This window comes from Pimelobacter simplex (genome assembly GCF_900114845.1).
GTDB classification, from domain to species: domain Bacteria; phylum Actinomycetota; class Actinomycetes; order Propionibacteriales; family Nocardioidaceae; genus Nocardioides; species Nocardioides simplex.
In genome coordinates this window covers 99,653-125,282 of the sequence record NZ_FOUK01000005.1, presented here as the reverse complement: position 1 = coordinate 125,282, position 25,630 = coordinate 99,653, and the positions used below count along the sequence as shown (strand labels likewise).

Annotated in this window: 26 protein-coding genes; 8 read left to right on the top strand and 18 right to left on the bottom strand. The window is 73.3% G+C overall.

Annotation, left to right across the window (positions count from 1 at the left end):
- Nucleotides 1–3: 3 nt before the first annotated feature.
- The 7 genes from BM223_RS20715 to BM223_RS20685 form a co-directional block, all read right to left on the bottom strand.
- Nucleotides 4–1,134 carry an aminotransferase class I/II-fold pyridoxal phosphate-dependent enzyme gene (locus BM223_RS20715; protein ID WP_052138166.1) on the bottom strand — a complete coding sequence of 377 codons (1,131 nt, stop codon included), beginning with the start codon at nucleotides 1,132–1,134 and terminating at the stop codon, nucleotides 4–6.
- A gap of 78 nt (nucleotides 1,135–1,212) precedes the next feature.
- The gene (locus BM223_RS20710) at nucleotides 1,213–2,520 is read right to left on the bottom strand and encodes an NAD(P)/FAD-dependent oxidoreductase (RefSeq protein ID WP_038676409.1); all 1,308 of its coding nucleotides are present in this window, start codon (nucleotides 2,518–2,520) and stop codon (nucleotides 1,213–1,215) included.
- A gap of 84 nt (nucleotides 2,521–2,604) precedes the next feature.
- Complete coding sequence (locus BM223_RS20705) at nucleotides 2,605–3,450, bottom strand: substrate-binding periplasmic protein (RefSeq protein ID WP_052138165.1); 846 nt, start codon at nucleotides 3,448–3,450, stop codon at nucleotides 2,605–2,607.
- Nucleotides 3,447–4,181, bottom strand: coding sequence for an amino acid ABC transporter permease (locus tag BM223_RS20700; protein ID WP_075018700.1), 735 nt, complete (start codon nucleotides 4,179–4,181; stop codon nucleotides 3,447–3,449). The genes BM223_RS20705 and BM223_RS20700 overlap by 4 nt, the downstream gene beginning before the upstream one ends.
- A gap of 1 nt (nucleotide 4,182) precedes the next feature.
- Nucleotides 4,183–4,830, bottom strand: coding sequence for an amino acid ABC transporter permease (locus BM223_RS20695; protein WP_038676407.1), 648 nt, complete (start codon nucleotides 4,828–4,830; stop codon nucleotides 4,183–4,185).
- Nucleotides 4,831–4,832: 2 nt separating this feature from the next.
- Entirely contained in the window at nucleotides 4,833–5,594 is a 762-nt protein-coding gene (locus tag BM223_RS20690) for an amino acid ABC transporter ATP-binding protein (RefSeq protein ID WP_038676405.1), read from the bottom strand.
- Between the two features lie 116 nt (nucleotides 5,595–5,710).
- Nucleotides 5,711–6,946 (bottom strand): PucR family transcriptional regulator, encoded by a 1,236-nt coding sequence (locus BM223_RS20685; RefSeq protein WP_052138164.1) that lies wholly within the window; start codon nucleotides 6,944–6,946, stop codon nucleotides 5,711–5,713.
- 50 nt (nucleotides 6,947–6,996) lie between these two features.
- Here BM223_RS20685 and BM223_RS20680 point away from each other — a divergent pair, with 50 nt between their 5' ends.
- Nucleotides 6,997–9,834, top strand: a complete 2,838-nt coding sequence (locus BM223_RS20680; RefSeq protein WP_235319099.1) for an FAD-binding and (Fe-S)-binding domain-containing protein — start codon at nucleotides 6,997–6,999, stop codon at nucleotides 9,832–9,834.
- Here BM223_RS20680 and BM223_RS20675 read toward each other — a convergent pair.
- From BM223_RS20675 to BM223_RS20665, 3 genes are all read right to left on the bottom strand, one after another.
- Nucleotides 9,821–10,624, bottom strand: coding sequence for an SDR family NAD(P)-dependent oxidoreductase (locus BM223_RS20675; RefSeq protein ID WP_052138163.1), 804 nt, complete (start codon nucleotides 10,622–10,624; stop codon nucleotides 9,821–9,823). The genes BM223_RS20680 and BM223_RS20675 overlap by 14 nt on opposite strands.
- Entirely contained in the window at nucleotides 10,621–11,352 is a 732-nt protein-coding gene (locus BM223_RS20670) for an SDR family NAD(P)-dependent oxidoreductase (protein WP_038676401.1), read from the bottom strand. Before BM223_RS20670 ends, BM223_RS20675 begins: the two co-directional genes overlap by 4 nt.
- A gap of 62 nt (nucleotides 11,353–11,414) precedes the next feature.
- Nucleotides 11,415–11,996, bottom strand: a complete 582-nt coding sequence (locus tag BM223_RS20665) for a hypothetical protein (protein WP_052138162.1) — start codon at nucleotides 11,994–11,996, stop codon at nucleotides 11,415–11,417.
- A gap of 114 nt (nucleotides 11,997–12,110) precedes the next feature.
- Between BM223_RS20665 and BM223_RS20660 the strand changes: the two genes are divergently transcribed.
- On the top strand, nucleotides 12,111–12,746 hold the full coding sequence (locus tag BM223_RS20660) for a TetR/AcrR family transcriptional regulator (protein WP_052138161.1): 636 nt from the start codon (nucleotides 12,111–12,113) through the stop codon (nucleotides 12,744–12,746).
- A 54-nt stretch (nucleotides 12,747–12,800) separates the two neighbouring features.
- A complete protein-coding gene (locus tag BM223_RS20655) occupies nucleotides 12,801–13,505 on the top strand; it encodes a YceI family protein (RefSeq protein WP_038676399.1) in 705 nt (234 codons plus the stop codon).
- Nucleotides 13,506–13,538: 33 nt separating this feature from the next.
- Here the strand turns inward: BM223_RS20655 and BM223_RS20650 are convergent, their stop codons facing one another.
- Nucleotides 13,539–14,318 carry a hypothetical protein gene (locus tag BM223_RS20650; protein WP_038676397.1) on the bottom strand — a complete coding sequence of 260 codons (780 nt, stop codon included), beginning with the start codon at nucleotides 14,316–14,318 and terminating at the stop codon, nucleotides 13,539–13,541.
- Nucleotides 14,319–14,405: 87 nt separating this feature from the next.
- Here BM223_RS20650 and BM223_RS20645 point away from each other — a divergent pair, with 87 nt between their 5' ends.
- Nucleotides 14,406–15,263 carry an LLM class F420-dependent oxidoreductase gene (locus tag BM223_RS20645; RefSeq protein WP_038676395.1) on the top strand — a complete coding sequence of 286 codons (858 nt, stop codon included), beginning with the start codon at nucleotides 14,406–14,408 and terminating at the stop codon, nucleotides 15,261–15,263.
- 1 nt (nucleotide 15,264) lies between these two features.
- On the opposite strand, the gene BM223_RS20640 is transcribed toward BM223_RS20645, so the two are convergent.
- Both BM223_RS20640 and BM223_RS20635 read right to left on the bottom strand, forming a co-directional pair.
- Nucleotides 15,265–15,456, bottom strand: coding sequence for a hypothetical protein (locus BM223_RS20640; RefSeq protein WP_038676393.1), 192 nt, complete (start codon nucleotides 15,454–15,456; stop codon nucleotides 15,265–15,267).
- Between the two features lie 123 nt (nucleotides 15,457–15,579).
- The gene (locus tag BM223_RS20635; protein WP_141267171.1) at nucleotides 15,580–15,828 is read right to left on the bottom strand and encodes a hypothetical protein; all 249 of its coding nucleotides are present in this window, start codon (nucleotides 15,826–15,828) and stop codon (nucleotides 15,580–15,582) included.
- A 113-nt stretch (nucleotides 15,829–15,941) separates the two neighbouring features.
- Here BM223_RS20635 and BM223_RS20630 point away from each other — a divergent pair, with 113 nt between their 5' ends.
- Nucleotides 15,942–16,406 carry a hypothetical protein gene (locus BM223_RS20630; protein WP_038676389.1) on the top strand — a complete coding sequence of 155 codons (465 nt, stop codon included), beginning with the start codon at nucleotides 15,942–15,944 and terminating at the stop codon, nucleotides 16,404–16,406.
- Between the two features lie 3 nt (nucleotides 16,407–16,409).
- Here the strand turns inward: BM223_RS20630 and BM223_RS20625 are convergent, their stop codons facing one another.
- The 4 genes from BM223_RS20625 to BM223_RS20610 form a co-directional block, all read right to left on the bottom strand.
- Nucleotides 16,410–17,273 carry a hypothetical protein gene (locus BM223_RS20625; protein ID WP_052138160.1) on the bottom strand — a complete coding sequence of 288 codons (864 nt, stop codon included), beginning with the start codon at nucleotides 17,271–17,273 and terminating at the stop codon, nucleotides 16,410–16,412.
- A gap of 49 nt (nucleotides 17,274–17,322) precedes the next feature.
- The gene (locus BM223_RS20620) at nucleotides 17,323–17,982 is read right to left on the bottom strand and encodes a GTP pyrophosphokinase (protein ID WP_052138159.1); all 660 of its coding nucleotides are present in this window, start codon (nucleotides 17,980–17,982) and stop codon (nucleotides 17,323–17,325) included.
- A 57-nt stretch (nucleotides 17,983–18,039) separates the two neighbouring features.
- Nucleotides 18,040–19,581, bottom strand: coding sequence for a S8 family peptidase (locus BM223_RS20615; RefSeq protein ID WP_038676387.1), 1,542 nt, complete (start codon nucleotides 19,579–19,581; stop codon nucleotides 18,040–18,042).
- A 67-nt stretch (nucleotides 19,582–19,648) separates the two neighbouring features.
- On the bottom strand, nucleotides 19,649–20,173 hold the full coding sequence (locus BM223_RS20610; protein ID WP_038676385.1) for a hypothetical protein: 525 nt from the start codon (nucleotides 20,171–20,173) through the stop codon (nucleotides 19,649–19,651).
- A 51-nt stretch (nucleotides 20,174–20,224) separates the two neighbouring features.
- Here BM223_RS20610 and BM223_RS20605 point away from each other — a divergent pair, with 51 nt between their 5' ends.
- From BM223_RS20605 to BM223_RS20595, 3 genes are read left to right on the top strand one after another with little or no spacing between them, the layout of a single operon-like run.
- A complete protein-coding gene (locus BM223_RS20605; RefSeq protein WP_038676383.1) occupies nucleotides 20,225–20,773 on the top strand; it encodes a gamma carbonic anhydrase family protein in 549 nt (182 codons plus the stop codon).
- Nucleotides 20,774–20,804: 31 nt separating this feature from the next.
- Entirely contained in the window at nucleotides 20,805–24,095 is a 3,291-nt protein-coding gene (gene lysX / locus BM223_RS20600; protein WP_200887056.1) for a bifunctional lysylphosphatidylglycerol synthetase/lysine--tRNA ligase LysX, read from the top strand.
- Entirely contained in the window at nucleotides 24,092–24,847 is a 756-nt protein-coding gene (locus BM223_RS20595) for a DUF998 domain-containing protein (RefSeq protein ID WP_052138158.1), read from the top strand. Before lysX ends, BM223_RS20595 begins: the two co-directional genes overlap by 4 nt.
- Nucleotides 24,848–24,853: 6 nt before the next feature.
- On the opposite strand, the gene BM223_RS20590 is transcribed toward BM223_RS20595, so the two are convergent.
- Complete coding sequence (locus BM223_RS20590; protein ID WP_038676381.1) at nucleotides 24,854–25,444, bottom strand: flavin reductase family protein; 591 nt, start codon at nucleotides 25,442–25,444, stop codon at nucleotides 24,854–24,856.
- Nucleotides 25,445–25,630 lie beyond the last annotated feature (186 nt).

Sequence of the window (25,630 nt, the reverse complement as noted above, 5' to 3'; positions counted from 1 at the left end):
GGGTCAGCTCCTGTGGTCGGGTTCGAGTCGGGCAGCCTCGGCGAAGGCGTCGATCGCCGCGTCGAGGTGGTGGTCGGTGTGCGCCGCCGAGATCTGCACCCGGATGCGGGCGGTCCCGCGCGGGACGACCGGGTAGCTGAACGCGGCGGTGAAGATCCCGCGGTCCCGCAGGACAGCGGCGACGCGCCGGGCGCGCTCGTCGTCGCGCAGCATCACGGGGACGATGGGACCGGGGTTGTCGAGAAGCTCCCAGCCGGTCTCCTGCATGCCCCGGCGGAACCGCGCGACGTTCGCGCGGAGGCGCTCGAGCCGGCTCTGGTCGTCGCGGATCAGCCGGATCGCGGCGACGGCGGCTCCGGCGGAGGCCGGCGGCATCGGGCTGGTGAAGATGAAGAAGCGGCCGCGGCTCCGGACCTCGTCCACGACCGCGGCCGGCCCCGCGAGGAAGCCTCCGAGGCCCGCGCCGAGCGCCTTGGCGAACGTGCCGGTGCGGAGGGTGGCGGCGGCCGTCCCGTGGTGCTCGACCGACCCCCGTCCGGTGGCGCCGATGACGCCGATGCCGTGGGAGTCGTCCACGACGAGGTCGGCGCCGAGGCGAGCGGCGAGCGGCTGCAGCTCGTCGAGGCGCGCCACCGAGCCCTCCATGCTGAAGACCCCGTCGGTGACGACGATCGTGCGGTCGGCGCTCGTCAGGTCCGCGCTCTGCTCCTCCAGGGAGCCGAGGTCGTCGTGCCGGTACACCTTGGTCCGGCCCCGGGCCAGGCGGCAGCCGTCGACGATGCTCGCGTGGTTGTACTCGTCGCTGATGATCGTCGACCCCGGCGTGTCCGCGAGCGTCTGGAGGGTGGCGCAGTTCGCGGCCGCGCACGAGTTGAACAGCAGCACCGACTCGCAGCCGAGGTAGCCGGCGAGCTCGTCCGCGAGCTCGCGGTGGACCCGGGTCAGGACGATGCTGGGGTTCAGCCCGAGGCCGGTGCCGTGGGCGTCGAGCGCCCGGCGCGCGCCGGCGAGCACCCGTTCGTCGCCGGCCAGCCCGAGGTAGTCGTTGGACGAGAGCATGATCATCTCGCGGCCGTCCAGGTCGACTCCTCCGGAGAGGCGTCCTTCGGCTGTCGGCCAGTACGCGTCGGTCATTTCCTGCTCCTCTGGTGGGCCCGGAAGGTGGGTCGGCTGGTCTCCAGGCGTGAGCACGGCGGCCCGAGGGCCCGCCGGTCAGCCCATGACGTTGAAGGTGCTGTCCTGGTTCACCGGGCGCTTCCTGCTGTAGTGGGCCAGGTCGATCGTGTGACCGGTGGTCGGCAGCCTCATCTGCACCGGGGCCGCGTCGTGATCGCGCCCCGCCTCGCACGCGCCGATGATCTCCGCGAGCACGTCCCCCACGATCGGGGCGTTCTTGAACTGGTTGCCGCTCGTGCCGATCGCGACGTAGTAGCCGCGGAGCGCGGTCTTGTCGTAGACCGGGATCCAGTCGTCGGAGACGTCGTACACGCCGGCGATGCCTCGGGGCACGTTCGGCACCGCGAGGGACGGAACCCGCCGGGCGGCGCGGAACACCTGGGCATCGAACACCTTCTTGGTCGGCGCGTGGTTGTAGTCGTCCGGGTCGTCGAGCCACTCCATCGGGTCGCAGGCCGGCTCCGTGCCGCCGATGAGGAGGTCACCGTTCGGGGTGCCGCGGAAGTAGGTGCCCAGGTCGAGGTCGCCGACGAGGGGGATCAGCCGGTCCGCACCGGCTCCCGCGGGCGCGGCCACCTGGTGGACCTCCTGGCGCATCGGCCGGGTGCCCACGTTGAAGTCGTCGGCCACGCCGGCGAGCGCGTTGACGACCGACGAGTGCGGGCCGGCGGCGTTGACGACGACCCGGGCCGGGACCGTCACCCCGTCCGCGAGCTCGACGCCGGTGACGGCACCGTCGACGCGCCGGATGCCGGTCACGGAGGTGCGGAGCCGCAGCTCCGCGCCGTGACGACGCGCGGCGCTCATCAGGTTGTGGGCGGCGAGGGCCGGGTCGTCGACGAAGCCGTTGTCGGGCATCCAGTACCCTCCGACCTCACCGTCGGGGTCCGACCAGAAGTCCGGGTCCTCGACCCGCTTGGGCGGGTAGTGGTGGGCGGGGTCGAGCATCGGCAGCCGCGATCGGAGGGTGGCCGCGTCCCACCGCTCGTAGGGGATCCCCGCCCGGTCGAACAGGGCGAGCACGCGCCCGGTGTCCTGGTCGGGCGAGTCCAGGACCACTCCACCGGTCTTGACGAAGCGGGCCGTCCCGGCCTCGTCGACCACGCCGAGGTGGTCCGCCCAGCGCTCCCACCGCGTGTACGCCTCCCAGGCCAGGGCGACGCCCTCCCAGGTGGAGTAGTTGAACCGGATGTTGGCCGAGGAGGCGCTGGTGGACCCGCTGCCCACGGCACCGGAGCGGTCGAGCACGCAGACCCGGTAGCCGCGGCGAGCGAGGGCGTGGGCGATCGAGCAGCCGACGACTCCGGCCCCGATGATGGCAGCGTCGTACGCAGTGTGTTCCATGGAAGAGTCCCCGATGGTTCGAGTTGGGATCGGCCGGGAGGCCGGGACGTCGGGAGGTCGCGCCGGGCGCGACGTGGCAGTGGGCTAGGAGCCCGGACCGGCGAGGTCGGGGTCCATGCCGTTGTCCTTCAGCACGTCCGCGACGGTGCCGTTCTCGATCAGCGTCCGGATGTCGTCGTCGACGGCGGCGATCAGGTCGGTCTTGTCCTTCGGCAGGGCGATGACCACGTCGTTCTGCGTCGCCGAGGCGGCGATCTCCGGCGTCGACTGGAAGGCCGTCGTCGTGAGACCGGAGTCCTGCGCCGCCCGGTAGCCGGCCTCGGCGCTCGTGAGCACCGCCGCGTCGACGCGGCCGTTCTTCACGTCGGTGAGGAGGCTCGCGGAGTCCTGGTAGAGCTTGACGTTGTCGGACCCGAGCTCCTTCTGGAAGTCCTCGTTCCACAGGTAGCCCTGGATGACCCCCACGGTCTTCCCCTCCAGGTCGGCGAGCGTCCCGCCGAGCTCGTCCTTCGACAGCAGCGCCATGCCGTCGCGGTACATCGGAGCGCTCAGACCCAGCGTCTGCGCGCGCTCCTCGGTGTAGTAGATCCCGCCGACGACGAGATCGGCCCGGCCGGCGCCGATGCTGGCGAGACCCGCCGCGGCCGAGACGGACTGCTCCTTCAGCTCGAGGCACTCGAGCTTGGCGATCTCCTTCACGATCGCGCCCTCGACGCCGCCGTAGGTGGCGCCCTCCTTGGTCGTGTAGGGCGGCGTGACGTAGACGAGGACGTTCAGCCGGCCCTTCGACAGGGTCGGCACGTCCGGGTGGGCGGGCTTGCACCCCGCGGGCGGGGACGACGTCCCCGACTCGTCGGAGGTGCCGCAGCCGGCGGCTGCTGCGGCCATCAGGCCGCACGCGAGGGCAGCGAGGGGTCGGCGCATCTTCATCGTTCTCTCCGTTCTGAGGTGGTCTCCCACGAGGGATGGGTCCGGGTCGGCGGCTCGGGTGGCCGCGTGGCTCCGGCGGTGATGGTCGGGGTGCGCCGCGGCCAGCGGGCGCGCATCAGTGCGACGGCGGCGAGCGAGATGGCGCCGTACACCAGGCCGGCGAGCGTCAGCGTCGCGGTGAACTGATAGGTGATCGACGCCTGGCTGTAGGCGCGGCTGAGCAGCTCGGGCACGGACACCGCGAACGCGAGCGAGGTGCCCTGGTAGAGCAGGATGCAGAAGCCGACGAGCGGTGGGATCACCACTCGGATCGCCTGGGGCAGCACCACCAGGCGCAGCTCCTTGGCGTGGCTCAGTCCGAGGGCCTGGCAGGCCTCGCGATGTCCCACGGGGATGGAGCTGATCCCCGCGCGGAAGATGTCCGCCGTGTAGGCCGAGGTCGTGAACGCGAGAGCGATCGCCGCGCACGCGAAGCTGCTCCAGGTGAGGCTCAGCTGCGGGAGGCCGTAGTAGACGAAGTACAGGACGACGAGAGCCGGCGCGCCTCGTCCGACCTCCACCAGCAGGGTCGCCGGCCAGCGGATCGCCGGTCGTCGCGCGGTCATCGCCAGCGCCAGGCCCAGCCCCAGAGGCAGGCCCAGGAGGAGACTCACCCCGGTCAGCTGCAGGGTGACGACCAGGCCGTCGAGGAAGTCCGGCAGGTAGTCCTGCCACTCGTTCAGCATCGACATGTCACACCCCCACCAGTCGTCGCGACAGCACCCGGTCGGCGGCGCGTGCCACCAGGGCGAAGGGGACGCCGAGGGCGATGTAGAGCAGCCCCGCGACGGTGAAGTTGCCCAGCCCGTTGAGGTCCTGCTGGGTGAGCTGCACGGCGTGGAAGGTGATGTCGGTGGCACCGATCACCGAGGCGATGGCGCTGTCCTTGAGCAGCGCGATGGCGAAGGTCGCCATCGGCGGCACCACCACGACCAGGGCCTGCGGGAGGATCACCCGCGCATAGGTCTGAGCACGCGGCAGGGCCAGCGCGCGGGTCGCCTCCCACTGCCCGGCGGGCACCGCGTCGAGCCCGGCCCGGTAGGCCTCCGACAGGTGCGCGGCGTAGATGAGTCCCAGGCCGATCACCGCCGCCTGGAAGGTGGTCAGCCGGACCTGGTCGGTGCTGCCCAGGGAGTAGTAGATGAGGAACAGCCAGACGATCGGCGGGACCGCGCGGAGCACCTCGACGACGACCACCGCGGGCAGGCGCACCCACCAGGAGCCGGAGCGGCGCAGGACGGCCAGGGGAAGACCGAGGACCGCGGCCACGACGAACGACGCGAGCGTGATCTCGACGGTCTGGGCGATGCCGGCGGAGAGCTCGCTGAGGATCGTGCCCACGGCTACCGGTTCCGGACCGCGTTGAGGAAGCGCTGGGTGCGCGGGTGCTGGGGATCGCGCATCAGCTTGCCGGCGGCGTTCTCCTCGACGATGCGTCCGTCCGCCATGAAGACCACCCGATCGGCGACGTCCTCCGCGAAGTGCATCTCGTGCGTGACGACGACCATCGTCATCCCCTCGGCGGCGAGGGCGCGCATGGTGGCCAGGACCTCCGCCCCGAGCTCGGGGTCGAGGGCCGAGGTCGGCTCGTCGAACAGCATCACCTTCGGCTCCATCGCGAGCGCCCGGGCGATCGCGATCCGCTGCTGCTGCCCGCCCGAGCACTTCCCGGGCTTCACGTGGGCGTGGTCGGCGAGCCCGACGTGCGTCAGCTGCTGCATCGCCCGCTCCCGCGCCTGCGCCGGCGGGATGCCGAGGGTGTGGACCGGCGCGAGCATGACGTTCTGCAGCGCGGTCAGGTGCGGGAACAGGTTGAAGTTCTGGAAGACCATGCCCACCTCCCGGCGCAGCGCGTCCAGGCTGCGCCGGGAGCCCCCGACCTCGGCACCGTCGAGCACGATCCGCCCCTTGCTGGGCGGCTCGAGGAAGTTGATGGCGCGCAGCAGGCTGCTCTTGCCGGCCCCGCTGGGTCCGATCAGGGCGACGACCTCGCCGCTGGCCACCTCGAGCGAGACGTCGTGGACGACCTCGTGGTGCCGGTAGGCGACGCAGACGCCGTCGAGGGCCAGCAGCGGCCGGACCACCGGGTGGTCGTCGTACTTCATCGTGTCCTACCTCCGCCGCCTTGATCGGTGACTCAGTATGCGGAGGGCGTCGCGCGGGTTGCTATGCGCAAATGCCAACTGCTCGGGGAGCAGCTATGGACAGATGCCGACTCGTCCTAGGTGCCGCGGGGCGCGCTGCCCGCGAGCCTCATCAGCTTCAGGCCCAGGTGGAGGGTGAGACGGTCGCGGCCGTCGTCGAAGTCGAGGCCGGTCAGCTCCTCGATCCGGGCGAGCCGCTGGTAGAGCGTGGCCCGGTGGATGTGCAGCTCCTGCGCCGTGCGCTGGACGTTGCCGGCGAGGTCCAGGAAGGTCTCGGCCGTGGCCAGCAGGGCCTCGCCGTGCCGGGTGGCGGCCATCCCCGCCAGCGGCGCCACGTGCGGTCCCAGCGCCGGGTCCTGGGGGTCGAGCTTCGCGAGCAGCCCGTACACGCCGAGCGAGTCCCACGTCACCACGTCGTCCAGACCGGGCAGGAAGCGCGCGGCCCGGACGGCGATCAGCGCCTGCTGGTAGGAGCGGTGCGCACCGACGACCTCGGCCTGCCGGGCGCCGACGCCGGCGAGCACCCCGGCGCCCACCCGCTCCGTGACGGTCCCGACGAGGGAGCGCACCACGGGCCGGGCCGCGTCGGCGGAGCCGTCCCGGGTGTGCGCGACCAGGACGACGAGGTCGTGCGGCCGCGGCAGGCACAGGATCGCGGGATCGGTGCCCATGCTCGTGGCGTGCTGGGCCGCCTGCGCGAGGGCGGACGCCGACCCGCCGTGCTCCTCCGGCAGGTCCACGGGCCGCACGACGCTCACGCTCACCGCCGCGGTCGGCGTCAGCAGCTCCTCGTCGACGGCCTCGAGCTGGGCGGCGACGCGCGTCGGCTCGTCGGCCGAGATCAGGTCGCGCACGAGCGCGTTGCAGCGCGCCTGCCGGCGCTGCATGAACAGGTCGCGCCGGTACAGGATCATGCCGGCCTGGTCGGCGACGAGCGCGGTCTCGCGGAGGTCGTCGTCCGTGACCCGCCCGTCGTCGATGAGCCACAGGTAGCCGAGGAGCAGGCCCGCGCACCGCACCGGCGCGCAGACGCGGTCCTTCGCACCGATCTCGGCGGGCGTCGCGATGCGGCGCGGTCCGTCGTACTCCGCGATGCCCAGGGAGAGCACCCAGGCCCGCAGCTCCGGGTCGACGCCCCGGCCGAGCACCGACTGCACCCGCACCGGGTCCTCGTCGCCGAAGTGCCGGCTCGCGACGACCAGGCTCAGGGCCGGGTCGTCGAGGGCGACCGAGCGCTGCAGGCGCTCGGCCAGCACGTCGACCAGCTCCTGCAGCTCCTCGGACCTCAGGAGGGACCCGGCACCGGTCGACACCGGGCAACCCTAACCGCCGACGGCCCGGGCCGGGCCGGTAGATTTCAGCCGTGTCCGGCATCGCTCAGCAGCTCCAGCGCCACGGAGCGGGCGACGTCAGCGACGACGCCGCGGTCCTCGGCGCCTACTCCTCCGACGCCTCGCTCTACCGCGTCCCGCCCGTCGCCGTCGCGTTCCCGCGCTCGAGCGACGAGGTGGCCGCGATCCTGGCGGCGGCGCGCGCTGAGGGGCTGACCCTCACCGCCCGCGGCGCCGGTACGTCGGTCGCGGGCAACGCGATCGGGCCGGGCGTGGTCGTCGACTTCAGCCGGTACCTCAACCAGGTCGTCTCGGTCGACGTCGAGGCAGAGACCGCGGTCGTCCAGCCGGGCGTCGTCCAGGCGGCGCTGCAGAAGGCGGTCGCCCCCCACGGGCTGAAGTTCGGGCCCGATCCCTCGACCAGCACCCGCTGCACGATCGGCGGGATGATCGGCAACGACGCGTGCGGCGCACGCTCGCTGGCCTACGGCCGGACCTCGCACAACGTCCGGGGCTTCCGCGGCCTGCTCGCCGACGGCACCGAGCTCGTCACCGGGTACGACGCCGCGGGCAAGCCCGTGTCCAGCGCCGAGGGCTCCGACGTGCTCGACCGGCTGCGCGCGCTGGTCGCCGGCGACCTGGGCACGGTGCGCACCGAGTTCGGCACGTTCGGCCGGCACGTCTCCGGTCTCGCCCTCGACCACCTCGTCCCCGAGCGCGGCTTCGACGTGACCCGCGCGCTGGTCGGCTCCGAGGGCACGCTGGCCGTGCTCACCGAGGCCACCGTGCGGCTGGTCCGGTCGCCGAGGGCGTCGCTGATGATCGTGCTCGGCTTCCCCGACTTCCCGACCGCCGGCTTCGCGACGACCGAGGTGCTCGCGTTCGAGCCGTCGGCCTGCGAGGGCCTCGACCGGCGGATCGTCGACGTGATCCGCGAGCGCCGCGGGCCGGACGCCGTACCGGAGCTGCCGCCGGGTGACGCCTGGATGTTCGTCGAGCTCTCCGGCGACGACCCCGACGACGTACGACGTCGCGCGGACCTGCTCGCCGCAGCGGGACTGGGCGTCTCGGCGCTCGTCGTCGACGACCCGCGCACCGCCGACCGGCTCTGGAAGATCCGCGCCGACGGCGCCGGGCTCGCCGGGCGGGCGCCGTCCGGGCAGCCGGCGTGGGCCGGCTGGGAGGACTCCGCGGTCCCGCCGGAGCGGCTCGGCGAGTACCTCACCGCGTTCGAGGGCCTGCTGGCCGCGCACGAGCTGACCGCGATGCCGTTCGGTCACTTCGGCGAGGGCTGCCTGCACGTCCGGATGGACTTCCCCTTCGCCCGCCCCGACGGCGCCGACCGGTTCCGCGCGTTCCTCGAGGAGGCCGCCGACCTGGTCACCTCGCTCGGCGGCTCGCTGTCGGGCGAGCACGGCGACGGGCGCGCGCGCAGCGACCTGCTGCCGCGGATGTACTCCCCCGCCGCGCGCTCGCTGATGGCCTCGGTCAAGGACCTCTTCGACCCGACCCGCGTGCTCAACCCGGGCATCCTCGTCGACGCCGCATCGAGCACCGACGACCTGCGCTACTCGTCGACCACCCGGCTCACCAAGGGCCTCGCGTTCGCCTACGCCGACGACGGCGGCGACTTCGGCCAGGCCGTGCACCGCTGCACCGGCGTGGGCAAGTGCCGCGCCGACAACAGCGGCTCGGGCGGCGTGATGTGCCCGTCGTACCAGGCGACGAAGGAGGAGATCCACTCCACCCGGGGCCGCGCGCGGCTGCTCCAGGAGATCGTCAACGGCGACAGCGACGTCTCGTGGGGCTCCCCCGCCGTGCACGACGCGCTCGACCTCTGCCTGGCCTGCAAGGGCTGCGCCTCCGACTGCCCGACCGGCACCGACATGGCGTCGTACAAGGCCGAGGTGCTGCACCAGACCTACAAGCGCAAGATCCGGCCGCGCTCGCACTACTCGGTCGGCTGGCTGCCGCGCTGGGCCAAGATCGGCTCCGCGATGCCGCGCTTCGCCAACAGGTCGATGGACGTCGCGCCGCTGCGCAAGGTCGCGCTCAAGGCCGCCGGCGTCGACACCCGGCGCCGGATGCCTGCGTTCGCGCGGCGCACCTTCCGCCGTACTTTCGGGGGTGCTGCGGGCACGGGCACGCCGGTCGTGCTCTTCGTCGACTCGTTCACCAACCACTTCGCACCGCAGGTCGCCGACGCGGCCGTCGAGGTGCTGCGAGCGGCGGGCTACGACCCGCGGATCACCCGGCAGCAGGAGTGCTGCGGGCTGCCGTGGATCAGCACCGGTCAGCTCGACGGCGCGGCGAAGCGGATGCGCGGCATGGTCGACGCGCTCGCCGCCGACGCCAAGGCCGGCGTGCCGATCGTCGGGATCGAGCCGTCGTGCACGGCGGTGCTGCGCCACGAGCTGCGCGAGCTGGTCCCCGGCCCGGACTCCGACGCCGTCGCCGCGGGGACCCTGACCCTGGCCGAGGCCCTCGCGCTGCGCCCGGACTGGACGCCGCCCGACCTCACCGGCGTCCGCGTCGTCGCCCAGCCGCACTGCCACCACCACGCGGTGATGGGCTGGAACGCCGACCGGACGCTGCTCGAGAAGGCCGGCGCCAAGGTCGAGGCCGTGGCGGGTTGCTGCGGCATGGCCGGGAACTTCGGCGTCGAGCAGGGGCACTACGAGGTGTCGGTCGCCGTCGCCGAGCAGAACCTCCTGCCCGCGGTGCGCGCCTCGGCGGGCGAGGCCCGGCGGGTCGTGCTGGCCGACGGCTTCTCGTGCCGCACCCAGCTCGGCGAGCTCGCGCCCGAGGAGGCGCCGGTGCACCTCGCCGAGCTGCTGGCGCGCGGGGTCACCGGGGTCACCGGGCGCTGAGCCACTCCTCGGTGCGCCGGGCCAGCTCGGCGCGGGCCGTCTCGTCGCGGGCCGCCTCGGACGGCTCGACCGGCCGGCTCTTGCGGTAGTAGCCCGACGCGGCGGCCGGGTCGGTCGCGATCCGGACCAGGTGCTCGGCCGACGCCGCCGGGGACATCAGGCTGCGCCGCTCCAGCGGCACCGCGAGCCGGCGCAGGCGGCGCAGCAGCGGGCGGGTCTCCAGGCCGCGGTCGGCGATGTTGGTCGACACCGCGCCGGGGTGCACCGCCAGCGTGCGGAGGCCCTGGTCGCCGTACTGCTGGGCGAGGAGGGCGGCGTGGTGGACGAGGCCGAGCTTCGAGGTGCCGTACGCCTCCCACGAGCCGTAGGGCGCGTCCTCCCCGAGGAGCCGGTCGGTGGTGCCCCGCTCGTGGAGCTGCGAGACGACGTGCAGGACGGTCGGCTGCGGGGCGGCGAGGAGCAGCGGCAGCAGCGCGGTGGTGAGGTCGACGGTGCCGAGGTAGTTGGTCCGCCAGTGCACCTCGTGGCCGTCGAGCAGCTGCGGCTCCTTCCAGCGCGAGCCGAGGTCGAGGTGGATGCCGGCGCTGTTGACGAGCAGGTCGAGGTGGCCGGCCTGCTCGGCGTAGGCGGCGGCGAACGCCGCGACCGACGCCCGGTCGGCGAGGTCGAGGGTCGCCCGGCGGGTGGTGACGACGTCCCAGCCCCCGGCGGCGGTGAGCGCGTCGGCGACGGCGCCGCCGATCGAGCCGGGCGCGGCGCCGGTGACGATCGCTCGCCGTACGCCCGTCACCAGACGACGCCGCGGTCGACGACGAGGTTGGCGCCGGTGACCGACGCAGCGGCGTCCGAGGCGAGGTAGAGGAGCGCCTCCGCGACGTCCTGCGGGGGCATGAAGCCGGGGATCACGGACGTGCTCCGGGCGACGAGGTCCCAGTTGGTGTCGGCCGGCAGGCCGGCGGCCGCGGCCTCGACCATCGGCGTCGCGATGCCGCCCGGCGAGACGCAGTTGACCCGGACCCCCTTGGTCGCGAACTCGACCGCCAGCGCCCGCATGCCCAGCAGCAACGCGGCCTTCGACGCGCAGTAGGGCGCGTTGTAGGGCTGGCCCATCACCGCGGAGATCGACGCGACCGACACGACATTGCCCTTGCTCTCGACGAGCGCGTCGCCGAACGCCTGCGCGAGCATCAGCGGCGCCAGCGCGTTGACGTCGAAGTGCTTGCGCAGGAGGCCGGCGCTCAGCGCGCCCAGCTCGGCGAACTTCTGGATCCCGGCGACGTTGCAGAGGACGTCGAGGCCCCCGAGCTCCTTCAGTGCACCGTTGACGAAGGCGTCGCGCGCGGCGTCGTCCGCCAGGTCGCAGGCGGTGACGCCGTCCGCCGGGACGACGTCCGTGGCCACCACGCGGGCGCCCTCCTGCCGGAACAGGTCGGCCACGACCTGGCCGAGGCCGCCGGCGGCGCCGGTGACGACGACCCGGCGGTCGGTGAAGCGCTGGGCGCGGGGCTGCTCGGACATCGTCGTACCTCCTGGCTCGCGCGCCGGGTGCCGGCACGTCGGGAACAACAGTAGAACGTGTTCTAGGCGGCGCGCACGCGTCGCGCGCCGCGCAGGCGGATCGCGGAGACGAGGAAGAAGACCGCGCCGAGCGTCGCGTAGCCGGCCGCGCCGCCCATGCTGTCGGCGTCCCCGAGCCCCTGGACCAGGAACGCGGCACCTGCCAGCACCGAGATCCCGCCGCTGAGCACCTGCGGCACCTGGCCGCCGGCGTCCCGGTTGCGGAGAGCGGTGACGAGCTGAGGAATGCCGGCCGCGATCGCCCAGATGCCCCACACGGCGAGGGCGGCGCCGATCGAGTGGGTCGAGGCGACGCCCAGGGCGACGGCGACAGCGGCGCTGACGACCACGTTGACCCACTCCGCGGCCCTCGACCTCCCCCTGCCCGGCCCGGCGCGGAGCTGCCAGAGCACCGCGGCGGCGTCGAGCAGCGGGTAGATCACCAGCAGGGTCGTCAGGAACGCTCCTTCGTCCGCCGCGGTCGAGAGCAGGAGCCCCGCCCAGACGACCGCGAGGGCGAAGCGGAGGAAGTAGAGGCGGCGCAGGGCCGCGCCGAAGGCGGTCGGCGACACCGCTTCGGCAGCGGTCGTCTCGGTGATGCTCATGGCGGGTCTCGTTTCTCGTGGGCAATGTAGAGTTACTAGTTCGTCTACATTGCGACGATATGCTCTCCTCGACCTCGGCGCAAGCCAGCCGGGTCAGGACCCGGGAGGACGACGATGCACGCAGAGGCCGCCGAGGCAGCGCCACCGGCGCGGGCCGGCCGGTCAGGGACGGCGACGCGAGCCCGCATCCTCGACGCGGCCAGCGAGCTGTTCTACGCCCAGGGCATCCGCGCCACGAGCGCCGACCGGATCATCGAGGACGTCGGCATCACCAAGGTGACCTTCTACCGGCACTTCCGGACCAAGACGGACCTCGTGGTCGCCTACCTCGGGCAGCAGTCGACTGCCGAGCAGGCGTGGATCGGCAGCGTGCACCGCGACGGCGACCCCCTGGGCACACTGCGTGCGCTGGCCACCGACATCGGTGCGGCGAGCTGCCGGCCAGGCTTCCGGGGCTGCGCGTTCATCAACGCCGCGGCGGAGTTCTCCGATCCCGACGACCCCGTCCGGGCCGCCGTCGACGCCCACCGGCGCTGGATGCTCGACGCCTTCGCCGACGTCGCGGCCGAGGCCGGCGCCGAGGACGACCAGGCCGTCGCGAGGCAGCTGATGGTCCTGCGCGACGGGGCGATGGTGAACGGCTACCTCGGCGATCCCGCCACCGTCGGCAAGACGCTCGCAGCGGCGTTCACCTCGATCCTGGCCGGCTCCGGGCCCGGGCCCGACGCCGGCGAGCGGATCGGGGAGTAGGCCGCTCACCTGCGTCTTAGGGTGCCCTCAGTTTCACCACCTACGGTGGTTGCCATGTCATCCAAGAAGCTCGGTTCGCGGAAGCTCCTCACCATCGGCGGCGCGCTCGTCGCGCTCGTCGTCCTGGCCGTCACGGTGGGCCCGTGGGCCTACGGGAAGTTCGTCGTCGGGGAACAGCCCGACGAGCTCGCGCTGCCGGCCGCGGGGGCGTCCGGGGCCGCCGAGCCCGACACCACGGCCGCCAGCGACGCCCTCGACGGCGCCTGGACGGTCGGCGGCGACTCGGTCGCCGGCTACCGGGTCGACGAGGTGCTGTTCGGCCAGAACGTGACCGTCGTGGGGCGCACCGAGAAGGTCGAGGGCGAGGCCACCGTCGCCGGCGGCACCCTCGACGGCGTCACGATGACCGTCGACATGGCCTCGGTCGCCACCGACGAGGCGCGCCGCGACGCGCAGTACCGCGACCGGATCATGGACACCGCCACCTACCCGACCGCCACCTTCACCCAGACCGCCCCCGTCGAGCTCCCCGCCACCGGCGGCCGGTTCACCGTCACGGTCCCCGGCGACCTGACCGTCCGCGGCGTCACCCGCGCGGTCGAGGTGGAGCTCGACGTCCAGGCCTCGGGGGACGCGCTGGACGTCGCCGGCAGCATCGACGTCGTCTTCGCCGACTTCAAGATCCCCGAGCCGGGCTTCTCCGGCATCTCCGTCGACGACCACGGCAAGATCGAGTTCCTGCTGCGCCTGGCGCGCTGACCTCCACGAAGTGCGCGGGTTGCGGGGGTCAGATCACCAGTCCTGCCAGGGGATGATCGTGCGCAGGGGGGTGCTCAGCAGGATCTCCTCGGAGGCGGCGGCCTCGGCACTGAGGCCGCCGGCCAGCTCGGTCGTGCGGGCGTCGATCGCGGCGGTCGTGGGCAGCGGGTCGGCGTCGAGGTAGACGAGGCGGATCCGCAGGGACTCCGGGGCGTCGGGGGTCTCGGTGGCCAGCGGGAGCGACGGGTGCGACTGGTGGTGGGCGAACGAGAAGGTCCAGGCGCCGGCCACGCCGTCGAGGTCGAGGAGCCCGGGGATCAGGCTGCGGTCCTGCCAGGCGTAGTGCTCGTGGGTCGCGGCGCTGTGCGGCGCCGCGTGCCGCGAGAGGGTCAGGTGCAGGCCGCGGTTGGGCCGGTAGGGCAGGACGTCGGGCGAGACGAGGGCGGAGGGTGCGGCGTACCCCTTGACCGGGCGGAAGAACGACAGCAGCTTGCGGCGCACGCCGGGGATGAGCGGGCCGCGGCCCCACTGGAACGAGTCGGAGCCCAGGTCGGACCACTCCTTCAGGGCGCGCTCGACCGGGTCCTTGAACCAGTACATCGCGACGTAGTCGGTCGCCGCGTGCTCGTCGGAGGCGACGCCGGCCGCGCGGTAGTCCGCCGGCCGCGCCCACCGGTCGCCCCACAGGACGCCGGGCAGCGCGAGGTTCTCGGGGCGGTGGTCGAGCTGGTGCCACTCGTTGTAGGCGCGGTGCTCGGCCGGGCCGGCGTCCTCCAGGGTCACGAACGAGAAGAAGACGAGGGGACTGGTCAACGCTGCCTCCGGGGGATCGGGCTAGGCTCATACCAAGCAAGCACTTGGTCTATCAGAGGACCAGGTCCGAGGGAAGAGGGACTCCCGTTGAAGATCGGCATCAACAGCCCCGTCGTGGTCCAGCTCCCCGGGGCGTTCTCGCCGTGGGAGGCCGAGGCCGGCATCGACGAGCTCGGTGCCGTCGCCGAGACCGCCGACGCGCTCGGCTTCGACTTCCTCACCTGCAGCGAGCACGTGATGGTCCCCGCCGACATCGCCGCCCAGCGCGGCGGCACCTACTGGGACCCGCTCGCCACCTTCGGCTACCTCGCGGCCCGTACCACCCGGATCCGCCTCGCCACCCAGGTCCTCGTCCTCGGCTACCACCACCCCCTCGCCATCGCGAAGCGCTACGGCACCCTCGACCGGGTCAGCGGCGGGCGGCTCGTCCTCGGCCTCGGCGTCGGCTCGCTCGAGGAGGAGTTCGCCCTCCTCGGCGCCACCTTCGAGGGCCGCGGGGCCATCGCGGACGACGCCCTGCGGGCCCTGCGCGCCTCGCTGTCGCAGCCGCGACCGACGTACGACGGCGAGCACTTCGCGTTCCGCGACGTCGTCGTCGAGCCGCACGCCGTCCAGCCGAAGGTGCCGCTGTGGATCGGCGGACGGACGCCGCGCTCCCTGCGCCGCGCCGTCGAGCTGGCCGACGGCTGGGTCCCCTTCGGCCTCTCCCCCACCGAGCTCGCCACCCTGCTCGGGCGCGTCGACCTGCCCGCCGGCTTCGAGGTCGTCCTCTCCCCGGAGCGCGCGCTCGACCCCACCCGCGAGCCCGGCGCGACCGCGGACGCGCTCGGGGTCCTGGCCGAGGCAGGCGCCACGTCCGCGTCGGTGCGAGTCGCTGCCGACTCGGCGCAGCACTACCGGGAGCAGCTGGCCGCGCTCGCGGCCCACCTGCCGGCCGCGGAGTAGCTCACCGGCGCGACAGACTCCCGCTGAGGCCGGCGAGCACGCCGCGCAGGTGGGTCAGGATCTCGATCTCGGCGTCGGGCGCGAGCGCCGCCTGCGCCGCCTCGATCTCGCGCTGCAGGCGCCAGAGCCGGTGCTGCACGAGCGCGTCGAACTCCGTCGTGCGCCGGACCACCGGTCCCAGGCTGCCGTGCATGTGTCCACCTCTGCTCGTCCCGGTCAGCGCTCCGAACCCCGGGGACCACCCTGCCCCGCACCCGAGGCGGAGGCGCGGGAACCGCGCGGGTGTCACCCGCGATATCACCCGGGTCGAGGCGGCTCAGGGCTCCGCGATGGGGGCGACGGAGATCTCGAGCCGGACCCGGTCCGGCGTCTCGTCCTGGCGGCGGACCTCGGCGTCGGCCGCGGCGAGCGCCGCCAGGGCGGTGGGGTACGGCCCGGCGAAGTACGTCGACCCGTCGTCCGGGTCGCGGGCGACGACGATGTAAGGGCCGTCCGTCACGTCGGCCAGGGCGCGCTCCGCCAGCCGCTGCACCCAGCGCCGGAACACCCCCGGGTCCGTCTCCACGTCCCCCACCCCCTCCCGAGTGAAGACCCCGGCGGGGCGCTTTCATGACGCGGGCCCTGCGGGGGCGGTGGCATGATCGAGATCACCCCCCACCTGTCTCGAGAGGGAGACCCATGTCCCGATCCGCTCGCCTCGTCCTCGCCGCCCTGCTGAGCGCGCTGCTCGTCGCACCCGCGGCGGCCGCACACGCCGCGCCGGCCCCGAGCCCGGACGCCGAGCCGGCCGCGCGCGCCGTCCCGGTCAAGGCCGGCAAGTACGTCGGCCGGATCATCTCCGCCGGCTCCGCGCAGGAGAAGCTCACCCTGACGGTGAAGAACCGGAAGCTGACCAAGTTCCGGGTGAACCTGGCCGTCTACTGCTGGAACTACGACCACTACGAGGTGCAGGTGCACCCGGTCGCGTTCCCGAGCACGAAGATCAACGCGAAGGGGAAGGTCAACCGGACCTGGAAGCCCAACTCGAGCTCGACGATCACGCTGCGGGCCACCTTCAAGAAGGGCAAGGCCAAGGCGGGCTACCTCAAGTACAACGTCGCCAGCTGCTCGCGCGAGGCCGGCTGGACCGCCCGGCGCGGCTGAGGCTCAGAGCAGCCAGCGCTCGAACTCCGACGCCGCGCGGGCGCCGCGGGGGCCGACGAAGATCCGGCGGACGTCGGCCGGCGCCTGCGGGTCGCACAGGACGGCGACCTCGGCGCCCACGAACGGCAGCTCGTCGGCGGAGATCCGGCACACCGGCCGGACCCAGCGCTCGGTGCCCTGGGGGTCGGTGAAGCGGACCGTCATCCGGCCGGCCGCCCCGGCCGAGCCGGGGCTCGGGACGGGGAGCGCCTCGGTGACCTCGCCGGGGACGATCCGGCCGGCCTCGAGCAGGTGGGCGATCCGGGCGGAGCGCGCGCGGTGCCGCTGCCGGACGACGACCGCGACGACGAGCGCGGCCACCGCCAGCGCCCAGGCCAGCACCGGCCACCAGATGTCGGCGCGGTACCAGATCCACTGCGTCGTGCCCCAGGTCTCGTCGTTGCCGAACGACGGATCGGTGCGGACGCCGACCTCGACCGGCGCCGTGAGCCGGCTGCACATCCAGGTGACGCCGGCGGCGATGCCGACCATCGCGACCGGGAGCGGCCCCACCACGGGATAGCGCAGCCGGCCGGCGGACGGCGCCCGGGCCAGGAGCGTGCTGAGCAGGACCAGGGCGATCGTCGCGCACAGCCCGACCGGGAACAGCCAGAACAGGTGGTCGAGCCGGGACTCCCACGTGGCGAAGACGCCGTTGAGCTTGCTGATCCGCATGCTGTCGAGCATCGCGACGACGCCGGCACCGAGGGCCGCGGCGGCCAGGCCGGTCGCGACGAGGATCGCGGTGAGGGCAGCGGGCCGGAGCGGGTTGCTGCGGAGGCGCTCGACACGCTCCGCACGGGCCTGGGCAGGATCGATCGTGCTCATCGGCGCCTCCGAGTCGTCGGGCGAGGAGCCTAACCCAACCGGGCCGTTCTCAGCCGTGGACGGTGCGGTGGAGCTCGGCCATCCGGGCGTCGAGCTCGTGGGCCACCCGGGCGGCCGCGGACAGCTCGTCCATCAGCTCGGCGGGGACGTCCTTGTCGTACTTGTAGTAGATCTTGTGCTCGACGCTGGCCCAGAAGTCCATCGCGACGGTCCGGATCTGCAGCTCGACCGGCACCGTGCGGGCGGCGTCGGAGAGGAAGACCGGGATCTCGACGATCGCGTGGAGGCTGCGGTAGCCGTTGGGCTTGGGGTGCGCGATGTAGTCCTTGATGGTGCGCACGGTGACGTCCGGCTGCGTGGTCAGCATGTCGAGCACGTGGTAGGCGTCGGAGATGAAGCTGCACACGATCCGGACGCCGGCGATGTCGGTGATCTGGGCCCCGATCACGTCGGGGTCGAGCGGCTCGAGCGGGACACCGAGCCGGGTGGCCTTGGCGCGCAGGCTGGAGACCGACTTGAGGCGTGAGCTGACGTGCTCGATGGGGCTGCCTGTGCCCCGGAACGCGAGCTCCTCACGCAGGATGTTGATCTTTGTCAGCATCTCGTCGAGGCCGAACTTGTAGTGCAGGAGGAACTGCCCGAGCGCGCGGTCGAAGCCCGACGGCTCGTCCGCGGACTCCTCGCGTGACGGAGCGCTGGCAGTGGTCACGAGACGAGTGTGCCCGGTGGCCGGTGACCGCCCCGAGGCGGCCACCGGCCAGGAGGATCAGCTGACCGCGTCCAGGGCGTCGAGCACGCCCTCGCCGTAGTAGCTGTTGTCGGTCTCCGGGCCCACGCACGGCGCGCCGGCCGTGGTGGTGCCGCAGGCGTGGTCGTCGGCCTGCGCGCGGAGCTTGGCGACCATCTGGGCCGGGGTCCAGCCCGGGTGCACCGACTTCATCAGGGCGAGCACGCCCGCGACGTGCGGCGAGGCCATCGACGTGCCGGACTTGAGGCCGTACCCGTTGCCGTTGACGATCGTCGACAGGATCCGCGAGCCGGGCGCCGCGACGTCGATGACCCCGAGACCGCGGTTGCTGAAGCCGGAGAGCCGGTTCTCCAGGCCCGTGGTCGGGAACCGCTCCAGCGACGACACGGTGACGACGCCGGGCAGCTCGGTCGGGATGTCCTGGCAGCCGTTGTTGAGCGTCCGCTCGACGGGGGTGCCGTCGTCCGGGCTGCCAGTGTCGGTGGTCTTGTTCGCCAGGTCGTACGACGAGTTGCCGGCCGCCGCCGCGTGCACGACGCCCTGGTCCGTGGACCAGGCCACCGCGCGGCGGACCGCCTCCTTGGCGGCGTACTGGTCGGGCTGGTCCTCGCAGTAGAACTCGAACGGGTCGACGTAGTAGCTGTTGTTGGTCACGTCCATGCCGTGCTCACCGGCCCACATGAACCCGCACACGGCGTACTCGGGGTAGATGAAGCCGGCGTCGTTGACGACCTTGACCGACGCCATCCGGACGCCGGGCGCGACGCCGACGATGCCCGTGCCGTTGCGGGCGGCACCGATCGTGCCGGCGACGTGGGTGCCGTGGTCGCTCGTGGTCGGGTACCAGCCGGTCGGCGAGGTGTCGGGGCGGCCGGCGTTGCTGCAGTTGACCGAGTCCGCGACGTCGATGTTGGCGGCGAGGTCCGGGTGGTCCGGGTCGATGCCGCTGTCGAGGACGCCGACGACGACCTTGCGGGAGCCGTCGGTGATCGCGTGGGCCTGGTCGGCCTTGATCATCTGCATGTCCCACTGCTCCGACTCGCGCGGGTCGGGCGCGACGGCCACGGTCTGCTCGCTGCCGGCGCTGTCGGTGTCGCGGCGCGGGGCCTCCTTGCGGAGCTGCCCCTTGCCGGGACCCCAGGGGGCCGCGACCCCGGCCGGGGTGCCCTCGGTGACCGGGACGGTGCGGGTCGCACCGACCGACTCGACGGCGTTGCCACCGAGCTGGCGGACCCGGTCGCGGAACGAGGCGCGGTCGCTGTGCGCGACGACGACCCCGATCTCGGGCCAGGTCTGGACGATCACGCCGCCCGCCTGGCGCACCGCGCGCTCGACGAGGCGGGTCTGGCCCGGGTTGGCGTGCTTGGCGTTGAGGACGTACGCCGACACGACCCCGTCAGGAGTGCTGATCGGCACAGGAGTCGACGGCGGACCGTCGGCGGAGACGCCGCCGGGAGCGGCGGTGGCTCCGGGGGTGGACACGGCGAGACCGGCCAGGGTGAGGCCGGTGGCTGCCGCGAGGACGACGGCGCGGAGCCGTCGGTTGCTGCGCAAGGACATGAGTGTTCCCTTTCCGAGAGGGCGCTGATGTGCGCCTGCGCATCTTCACACCTGACTGTGGCCTGCGTCACGCGGGGTGGGCACTCCCGCGCAGGACGACGGACGCGCCGCGGTAGGTCGGCCCCCACGTCCGCGCGTCGTGCGCCGCCCGGGCGGCGCGGCCGATCCGCGGGTCGTGCGGCGGGGAGGTGTCGGCAGAGCCGGTGTCCGCGGTGGCGTGCGCGAGCGTGGAGACCTCGCGCAGCGCCCGCCAGACGAGGTCGGCGTCGGCCCGGACCTGCGGGTCGTCGTACCCACCGACGGCGAGGCGGCCCGGCTCCCGGTCGACGCCCCGGAGCACCTGCAGCTGGGCGGTCGCCGCCTCCGGCGGCACGGCGACCGGCAGCGGGAGCAGCGCCTGGAGGCCGCCGCACGCCAGTGCCTCGGGCAGGCTCGCGTGCCGGTGCCGCTCACCGGCGGCCGGCGGCCCTGAGGGCACGCACCACCACCCGGCCTCGGGCAGGACCCGCGCGACGGCGTCGCCGAGGGCCTCCTCGTCTGCCGGGAGCAGCCACGTCGTCGTCTGCCTGCTGCGCCGGGTGCCGCCTGCCATGGCCCGACCCTACGAGGAGCCCTACCGGCCCCCTGCCCTAGCGTGTCAGCCGTGTTCCTCTACGAGTTCGAGGGGCGTCGTCCCCAGGTCCACCCCGAGGCGTTCGTCGCCCCCACCGCGACGCTGATCGGCGACGTGCGGGTCGAGAAGGGCGCGAGCATCTGGTACGGCGCCGTGCTCCGCGCCGACATCTGCACGATCATCGTCCGCGAGGGCTCGAACGTGCAGGACAACTCCGTGGTCCACGGTGCCCCCGACGTCACCGTCGAGATCGGGCCCCACGCCACCATCGCCCACGCGTGCGTGTTCCACGGCGACGCGATCGGCGAGAAGTCGCTGCTCGGCAACGCGAGCACGATCCTCGACGGCGCGACCATCGGCAAGGGCAGCCTCGTGGCCGCCGGCGCGGTGATCACGCCCGGCAAGGAGATCCCGGACGGCGTCCTCGCCGCGGGCGCGCCGGCCGAGGCGAAGAAGCCGATCGAGGGCACGGGTGCGCAGTTCTGGGTCGAGACCAACGCGCCGTACTACGCCGAGCTCGCGCAGCGGCACCGTGCGGGCGTCGTCGCCGTGCCGGACGAGCGCACCGAGCCTTCCTAGGAGCCGTGGGAGGGCGCTATAAGGTGCCTGGGTGTCGCGCGACAACAGCAATTCGTCGATCGGCGCGCTCTACCGGACCCTGACCGAGGGCCTCCAGAAGCGGATCCCCCCTTATGCCGCGACGCTCCTCGGCACGTGGGCGGTCGTGTGCGCCGTCACCGCACTCATCCCTCCCCTGCGGCACGCCGTGCGGCCCGAGCTGTTCTGGATCAACGAGAACATCCTGCTGCTGCGCCCGAACCTCGCGTACGCGACGTTCCTGGGGCTGCTCGCGGCGGCACTGAGCACGCGCAAGCGGGCCGGGTGGCGGGTGCTCCTCGTCTTCCTCGTCTTCAACCTCGCCGACGCGACCGGCGACCTCACCACGCGCTCGCGCAGCGGGCTCGCGGTGGCGGTGGCGATCGCGCTGCTGGTCGTCGTCCTGCTGGCCCGGCGCGGGTTCACCACGCGGGTGCGCGCGCGGTCGGTGATCAAGGCGGGCGTCGTCCTGGCGTGCACGCTCGCGGTGAGCATCGGGATCGGCTTCCTCCTGATCGAGGTGCTCCACGGCACGCTCCCGTCCGACCAGCGGCTGCTGTGGTCGGTCAACCGGGCCACCGGCGGCATCCTCGGACCGCGCGCGTTCGACGGTCACCCGTCGGAGTGGGTGAGCGACTTCATCGGCTTCCTCGGCGCGGTCTCGCTGCTCAGCGCGTTCGCGGTGGTCTTCCAGTCCCAGGCGCTCGACGCGGTGCTGCGCCGGCCCGAGGAGCGGGCGATCCGCGCGCTGCTCGAGGAGTACGGCCGCGGCGACTCGCTCGGCTACTTCGCGACCCGTCGCGACAAGGCCGCCATGTTCTCCGAGGACGGCCGCGCCGCCGTCCTCTACCGGGTCGAGATCGGCGTCTGCCTGGCCAGCGGCGACCCGATCGGCGACCCCGGCTCCTGGCCGTCGGCGATCTCGCGCTGGCAGCAGTACGCCGACGCGCACGGCTGGTCGCAGGCCGTGCTGGGCGCCAGCGAGCGCGGCGCGCACGCGTACGAGCAGGCCGGGCTGACCGCGCTCCAGCTGGGCGACGAGGCGATCATCGACGTCGCCGCGTTCAACCAGAACCGCAACCGGCTGCGTCCCGTCCGCCAGGCCGTACGACGCGTCGAGCGACAGGGCATCACCGTCCGGATCCGGCGCCACCACCAGGTCCCGGACGACGACATGGACCAGATCCGCGAGCTCGCCGAGCGCTGGCGCGGCGACGAGCCCGAGCGCGGCTTCTCGATGGCGCTGGGCCGGCTCGGCGACCCTGAGGACGGCGACTGCCTGCTCGTCGAGGCGCTCGCGCCCGACGGCACCGTGGTCGCCCTGCTGTCGTTCGTGCCCTGGGGCCGCTCGGGCATCTCGCTCGACCTCATGCGGCGCGACCCGGACGCCCCCAACGGTGTCATCGAGTTCCTCGTCAGCACCCTGGCCGAGCACGGCGGCGAGCACCGGGTCGCGCAGATCTCGCTCAACTTCGCCGTGCTGCGCTCGGTCTTCCAGGAAGGTGCCCGGATCGGCGCCGGGCCGGTGCTGCGGGTGCTGCGCAAGGTGCTCCTCGTGCTCTCCCGCTACTGGCAGCTCGAGGCGCTCTACCGCTCCAACGTGAAGTTCGAGCCGATCTGGCTGCCCCGCTTCCTCTGCTACGACGACGCCCGGATGCTCGTCCGGATCGGCGTCGCGTCCGGCATCGCCGAGGGCTTCGTCAACGTGCCCGGGTGGACCCGGACCCGCCGCAAGCTGGTCCCCGAGGCGCTGCCCGCCGCGCGGGCCGACCAGATCGTGGCGGCCGTCTGCGAGCAGCAGGCGCTGCGCGCCCGCGGCCGCCGTCCTCCCGAGCAGGTCCGGGTGCGCCTCGAGCGGCTCGCCGAGATGTCCGAGGCCGGCCTGCAGGCCTATCCGGCGGCGGTCGGGCGGCCCTCGGCGGTGGTCGACGCCCTCGCCTCCCCCGACGGGACGACGATCACGGTGGCCGGGCGGCTCGTGGGGGTCCGCAACCACGGCGGCGTCCTGTTCGCGGAGGTCCGCGACTGGACCGGCATGGTGCAGGGGGTCCTGCAGTGCCGGAGCGAGGCCGCCGCCGTGCCCGACCTGCGCGCGTTCGTCGCCCGCTGCGACCTCGGCGACCTGGTCGAGCTGACCGGCGAGCTCCGGCGCACCCGGACCGGCGAGCGCTCGGTGTTCGTCGCGTCGTGGCGGATGCTCGCCAAGTGCCTGCACCCGCTGCCCAGCCGGGTCAACGGGACGCTCGCGCCCGAGGTCCGGGTCCGGCACCGGCACCTCGACCTGGCGCTCAACGACGACGCGCGCGAGCTGCTGCGCCGGCGCGCGACCGTCATCCGGCAGCTCCGCGAGACGCTGCACGAGCAGGGCTACCTCGAGGTCGAGACGCCGGTCCTGCACACGGTGCACGGCGGCGCCAACGCGCGCCCGTTCACGACGTACAGCAATGCCTACGACCTGCCGCTGTCGCTGCGGATCGCGCCGGAGCTCTACCTCAAGCGGCTCTGCGTCGGGGGCGTCGACAAGGTCTACGAGCTCGGGCGCGTGTTCCGCAACGAGGGTGCCGACCGCACGCACAACCCCGAGTTCACCGCGCTCGAGGCGTACGACGCGTTCGGCGACTACACGACGATGAGGCACCTGTGCCGCGAGCTGATCGTGGCGACGGCGGTCGCCGCGCACGGCGAGCCGGTGCTGGTGCGGCACGTCGAGGACGGCGTCGAGGAGCGCTTCCCCATCGGCGGCGAGTGGCCCGTGGTGACCGTGCACGACGCCGTGGCGGCGGCGGTCGGGACCGACGTCGACTGGCAGACGCCGCTCGCCACGTGGCGCGAGCTCGCGCTGCGGCACGGCGTACCGTCGGGAGAGGACCGCACCGCGGACCAGATCGTGCTCGACCTCTACGAGAAGCTCGTCGAGCCGAACACCGTCCACCCCACCTTCTACGCCGACTTCCCCACCTCCGTGTGCCCCCTGACCCGCTCCCGCGACGACGTGCCCGCGCTCGCCGAGCGCTGGGACCTGGTCGCCTTCGGCATGGAGATCGCGACGGCCTACAGCGAGCTGACCGACCCGGTCGAGCAGCGCCGCCGGCTCGAGGAGCAGTCCCTGCTGGCCGCCGGCGGCGACCCGGAGGCGATGATCGTCGACGAGCAGTTCCTGCAGGCGCTGGAGTTCGGACTGCCGCCGACCGGCGGCATCGGCATCGGCGTCGACCGGCTGCTCATGCTGCTCTCGGGCGAGTCGATCCGGGCGACGCTGGCGTTCCCGCTCGTCCGCCCCGGTGCGACGGCGGAGGCGCCGTGAGCGCCTTCCGGCGCCGGCTCGCCCGGCGCCTGTCGATGGCCCTGCTCGTGACCGGTGGGCTCGTGTACGCCTCGTGGGTGCTGCAGTTCGTGCTGCCGGTCCACATCGACCCGGTGACGAGCTTCATCAGCGAGCTGTCCGCGGTCGGGCAGCCGTTCCGCCGGGTGTTCCGGACCCTCGACCTGATCGGCGGGGCGCTGCTGCTCGTCGGCGGCGCGACCGCGTGGTGGCAGAGCCGCCGCTGGCCCGGGGTGTGGGCGCCGCTCGTCGTCCTGGGCGTCTGCATCGTGCTCGAGGCGCTGCTGCCGCTGGACGCGTCGTTCACCGACGACCTGCCCGACCCCGGCACCGGCTCGTGGTGGGCGCGGATCACCGAGCCGCACGGCGTCATCAGCTTCGTCGAGACCAACGCCTTCCTGGTCCTGCTCGTCACCTGCTCGCTGGCGCTGCGCCGGATCGACGCGCCACTGCTGCGGCGCCGCGCACTGGCGACCGTCGGCGTGCTCGCCGCCCTGAGCGGACTGGTCGACGCCGCCCTGACCGCCGCCCTCCTCGTCAACGGCGACGCCGTCGGGCTCGGCCTGGTGCAGCGCCTCGGCGTCACGCTCACCGCCACCTGGCTCGCACTGGCCCCCACCTGGCTGCTCTGGGTCACGCTGCACCGGCGCCGGCACGGCGAGGCCGCCTCCCCGGCCGCGAGCGACGCCGGGAGCCAGGCACCTCCCTCCGACCAGCGGCGGAAGGCGTCCTGAGGACGCTCAGCGCGGACGCGGCCGGCTCACCACCGCCGGAGGCAGGCCCCACTCGTCGCCGCCGAGCCGCGACAGCGGCGCGAGCCGGTCGAGCGCCGGCACGCCGTCGACCAGGACCTCCGGGTCGACCGTCACCGCGACCAGGTCGCCGAGGACGATCGTCGAGTCACCGACCGCCAGCGTGTCGCGCAGCCGGCACTCCAGCGAGGCCGGGGACGCCGCCACCCGCGGCGGGGCGACGACCGCGCTGGGCGCCATCGCGATGGCGAGCTCGTCCGCCTCGTCCACCCCGGCCGCGAACGACGCGCTCGACGCGTTGACCTGGTCGATGAGCGGCTCGCTGGCGAGGCTGACGGTGAACTCGCCGGTCTCGAGGACGTTGCGCAGCGTGTCCTTGGCACCGACCGACGTGAACTGCACGACCGGCGGATCGGCGCTGGCCACGGTGAAGAACGAGTGCGGCGCCAGGTTGCCGACCCCCGCCGCCGACACGCTCGCCACCCAGGCGATCGGGCGCGGCACGATCAGCGCCGTCATCAGCCGGTAGCCGCTGACGCCCGGGTCGCCGGGACGGAGGACGAGGTGGTCGTGGGCCATGGCACCAGTCTCTCGCGGGGTCCGGCACGAGGTGCAGGAGGACCGGGCGCGCAACGGTCAGGCGCCAGCCGCAACACAGGGCGGCCGATCGTTACCCCCGGGAAATCGGGGACGTGCGGGACCGACACACGCAGCCCCTAGAAACGGGGGGCAGCTCTCTCCCCCCATGGAAAGGCACTACCCCCG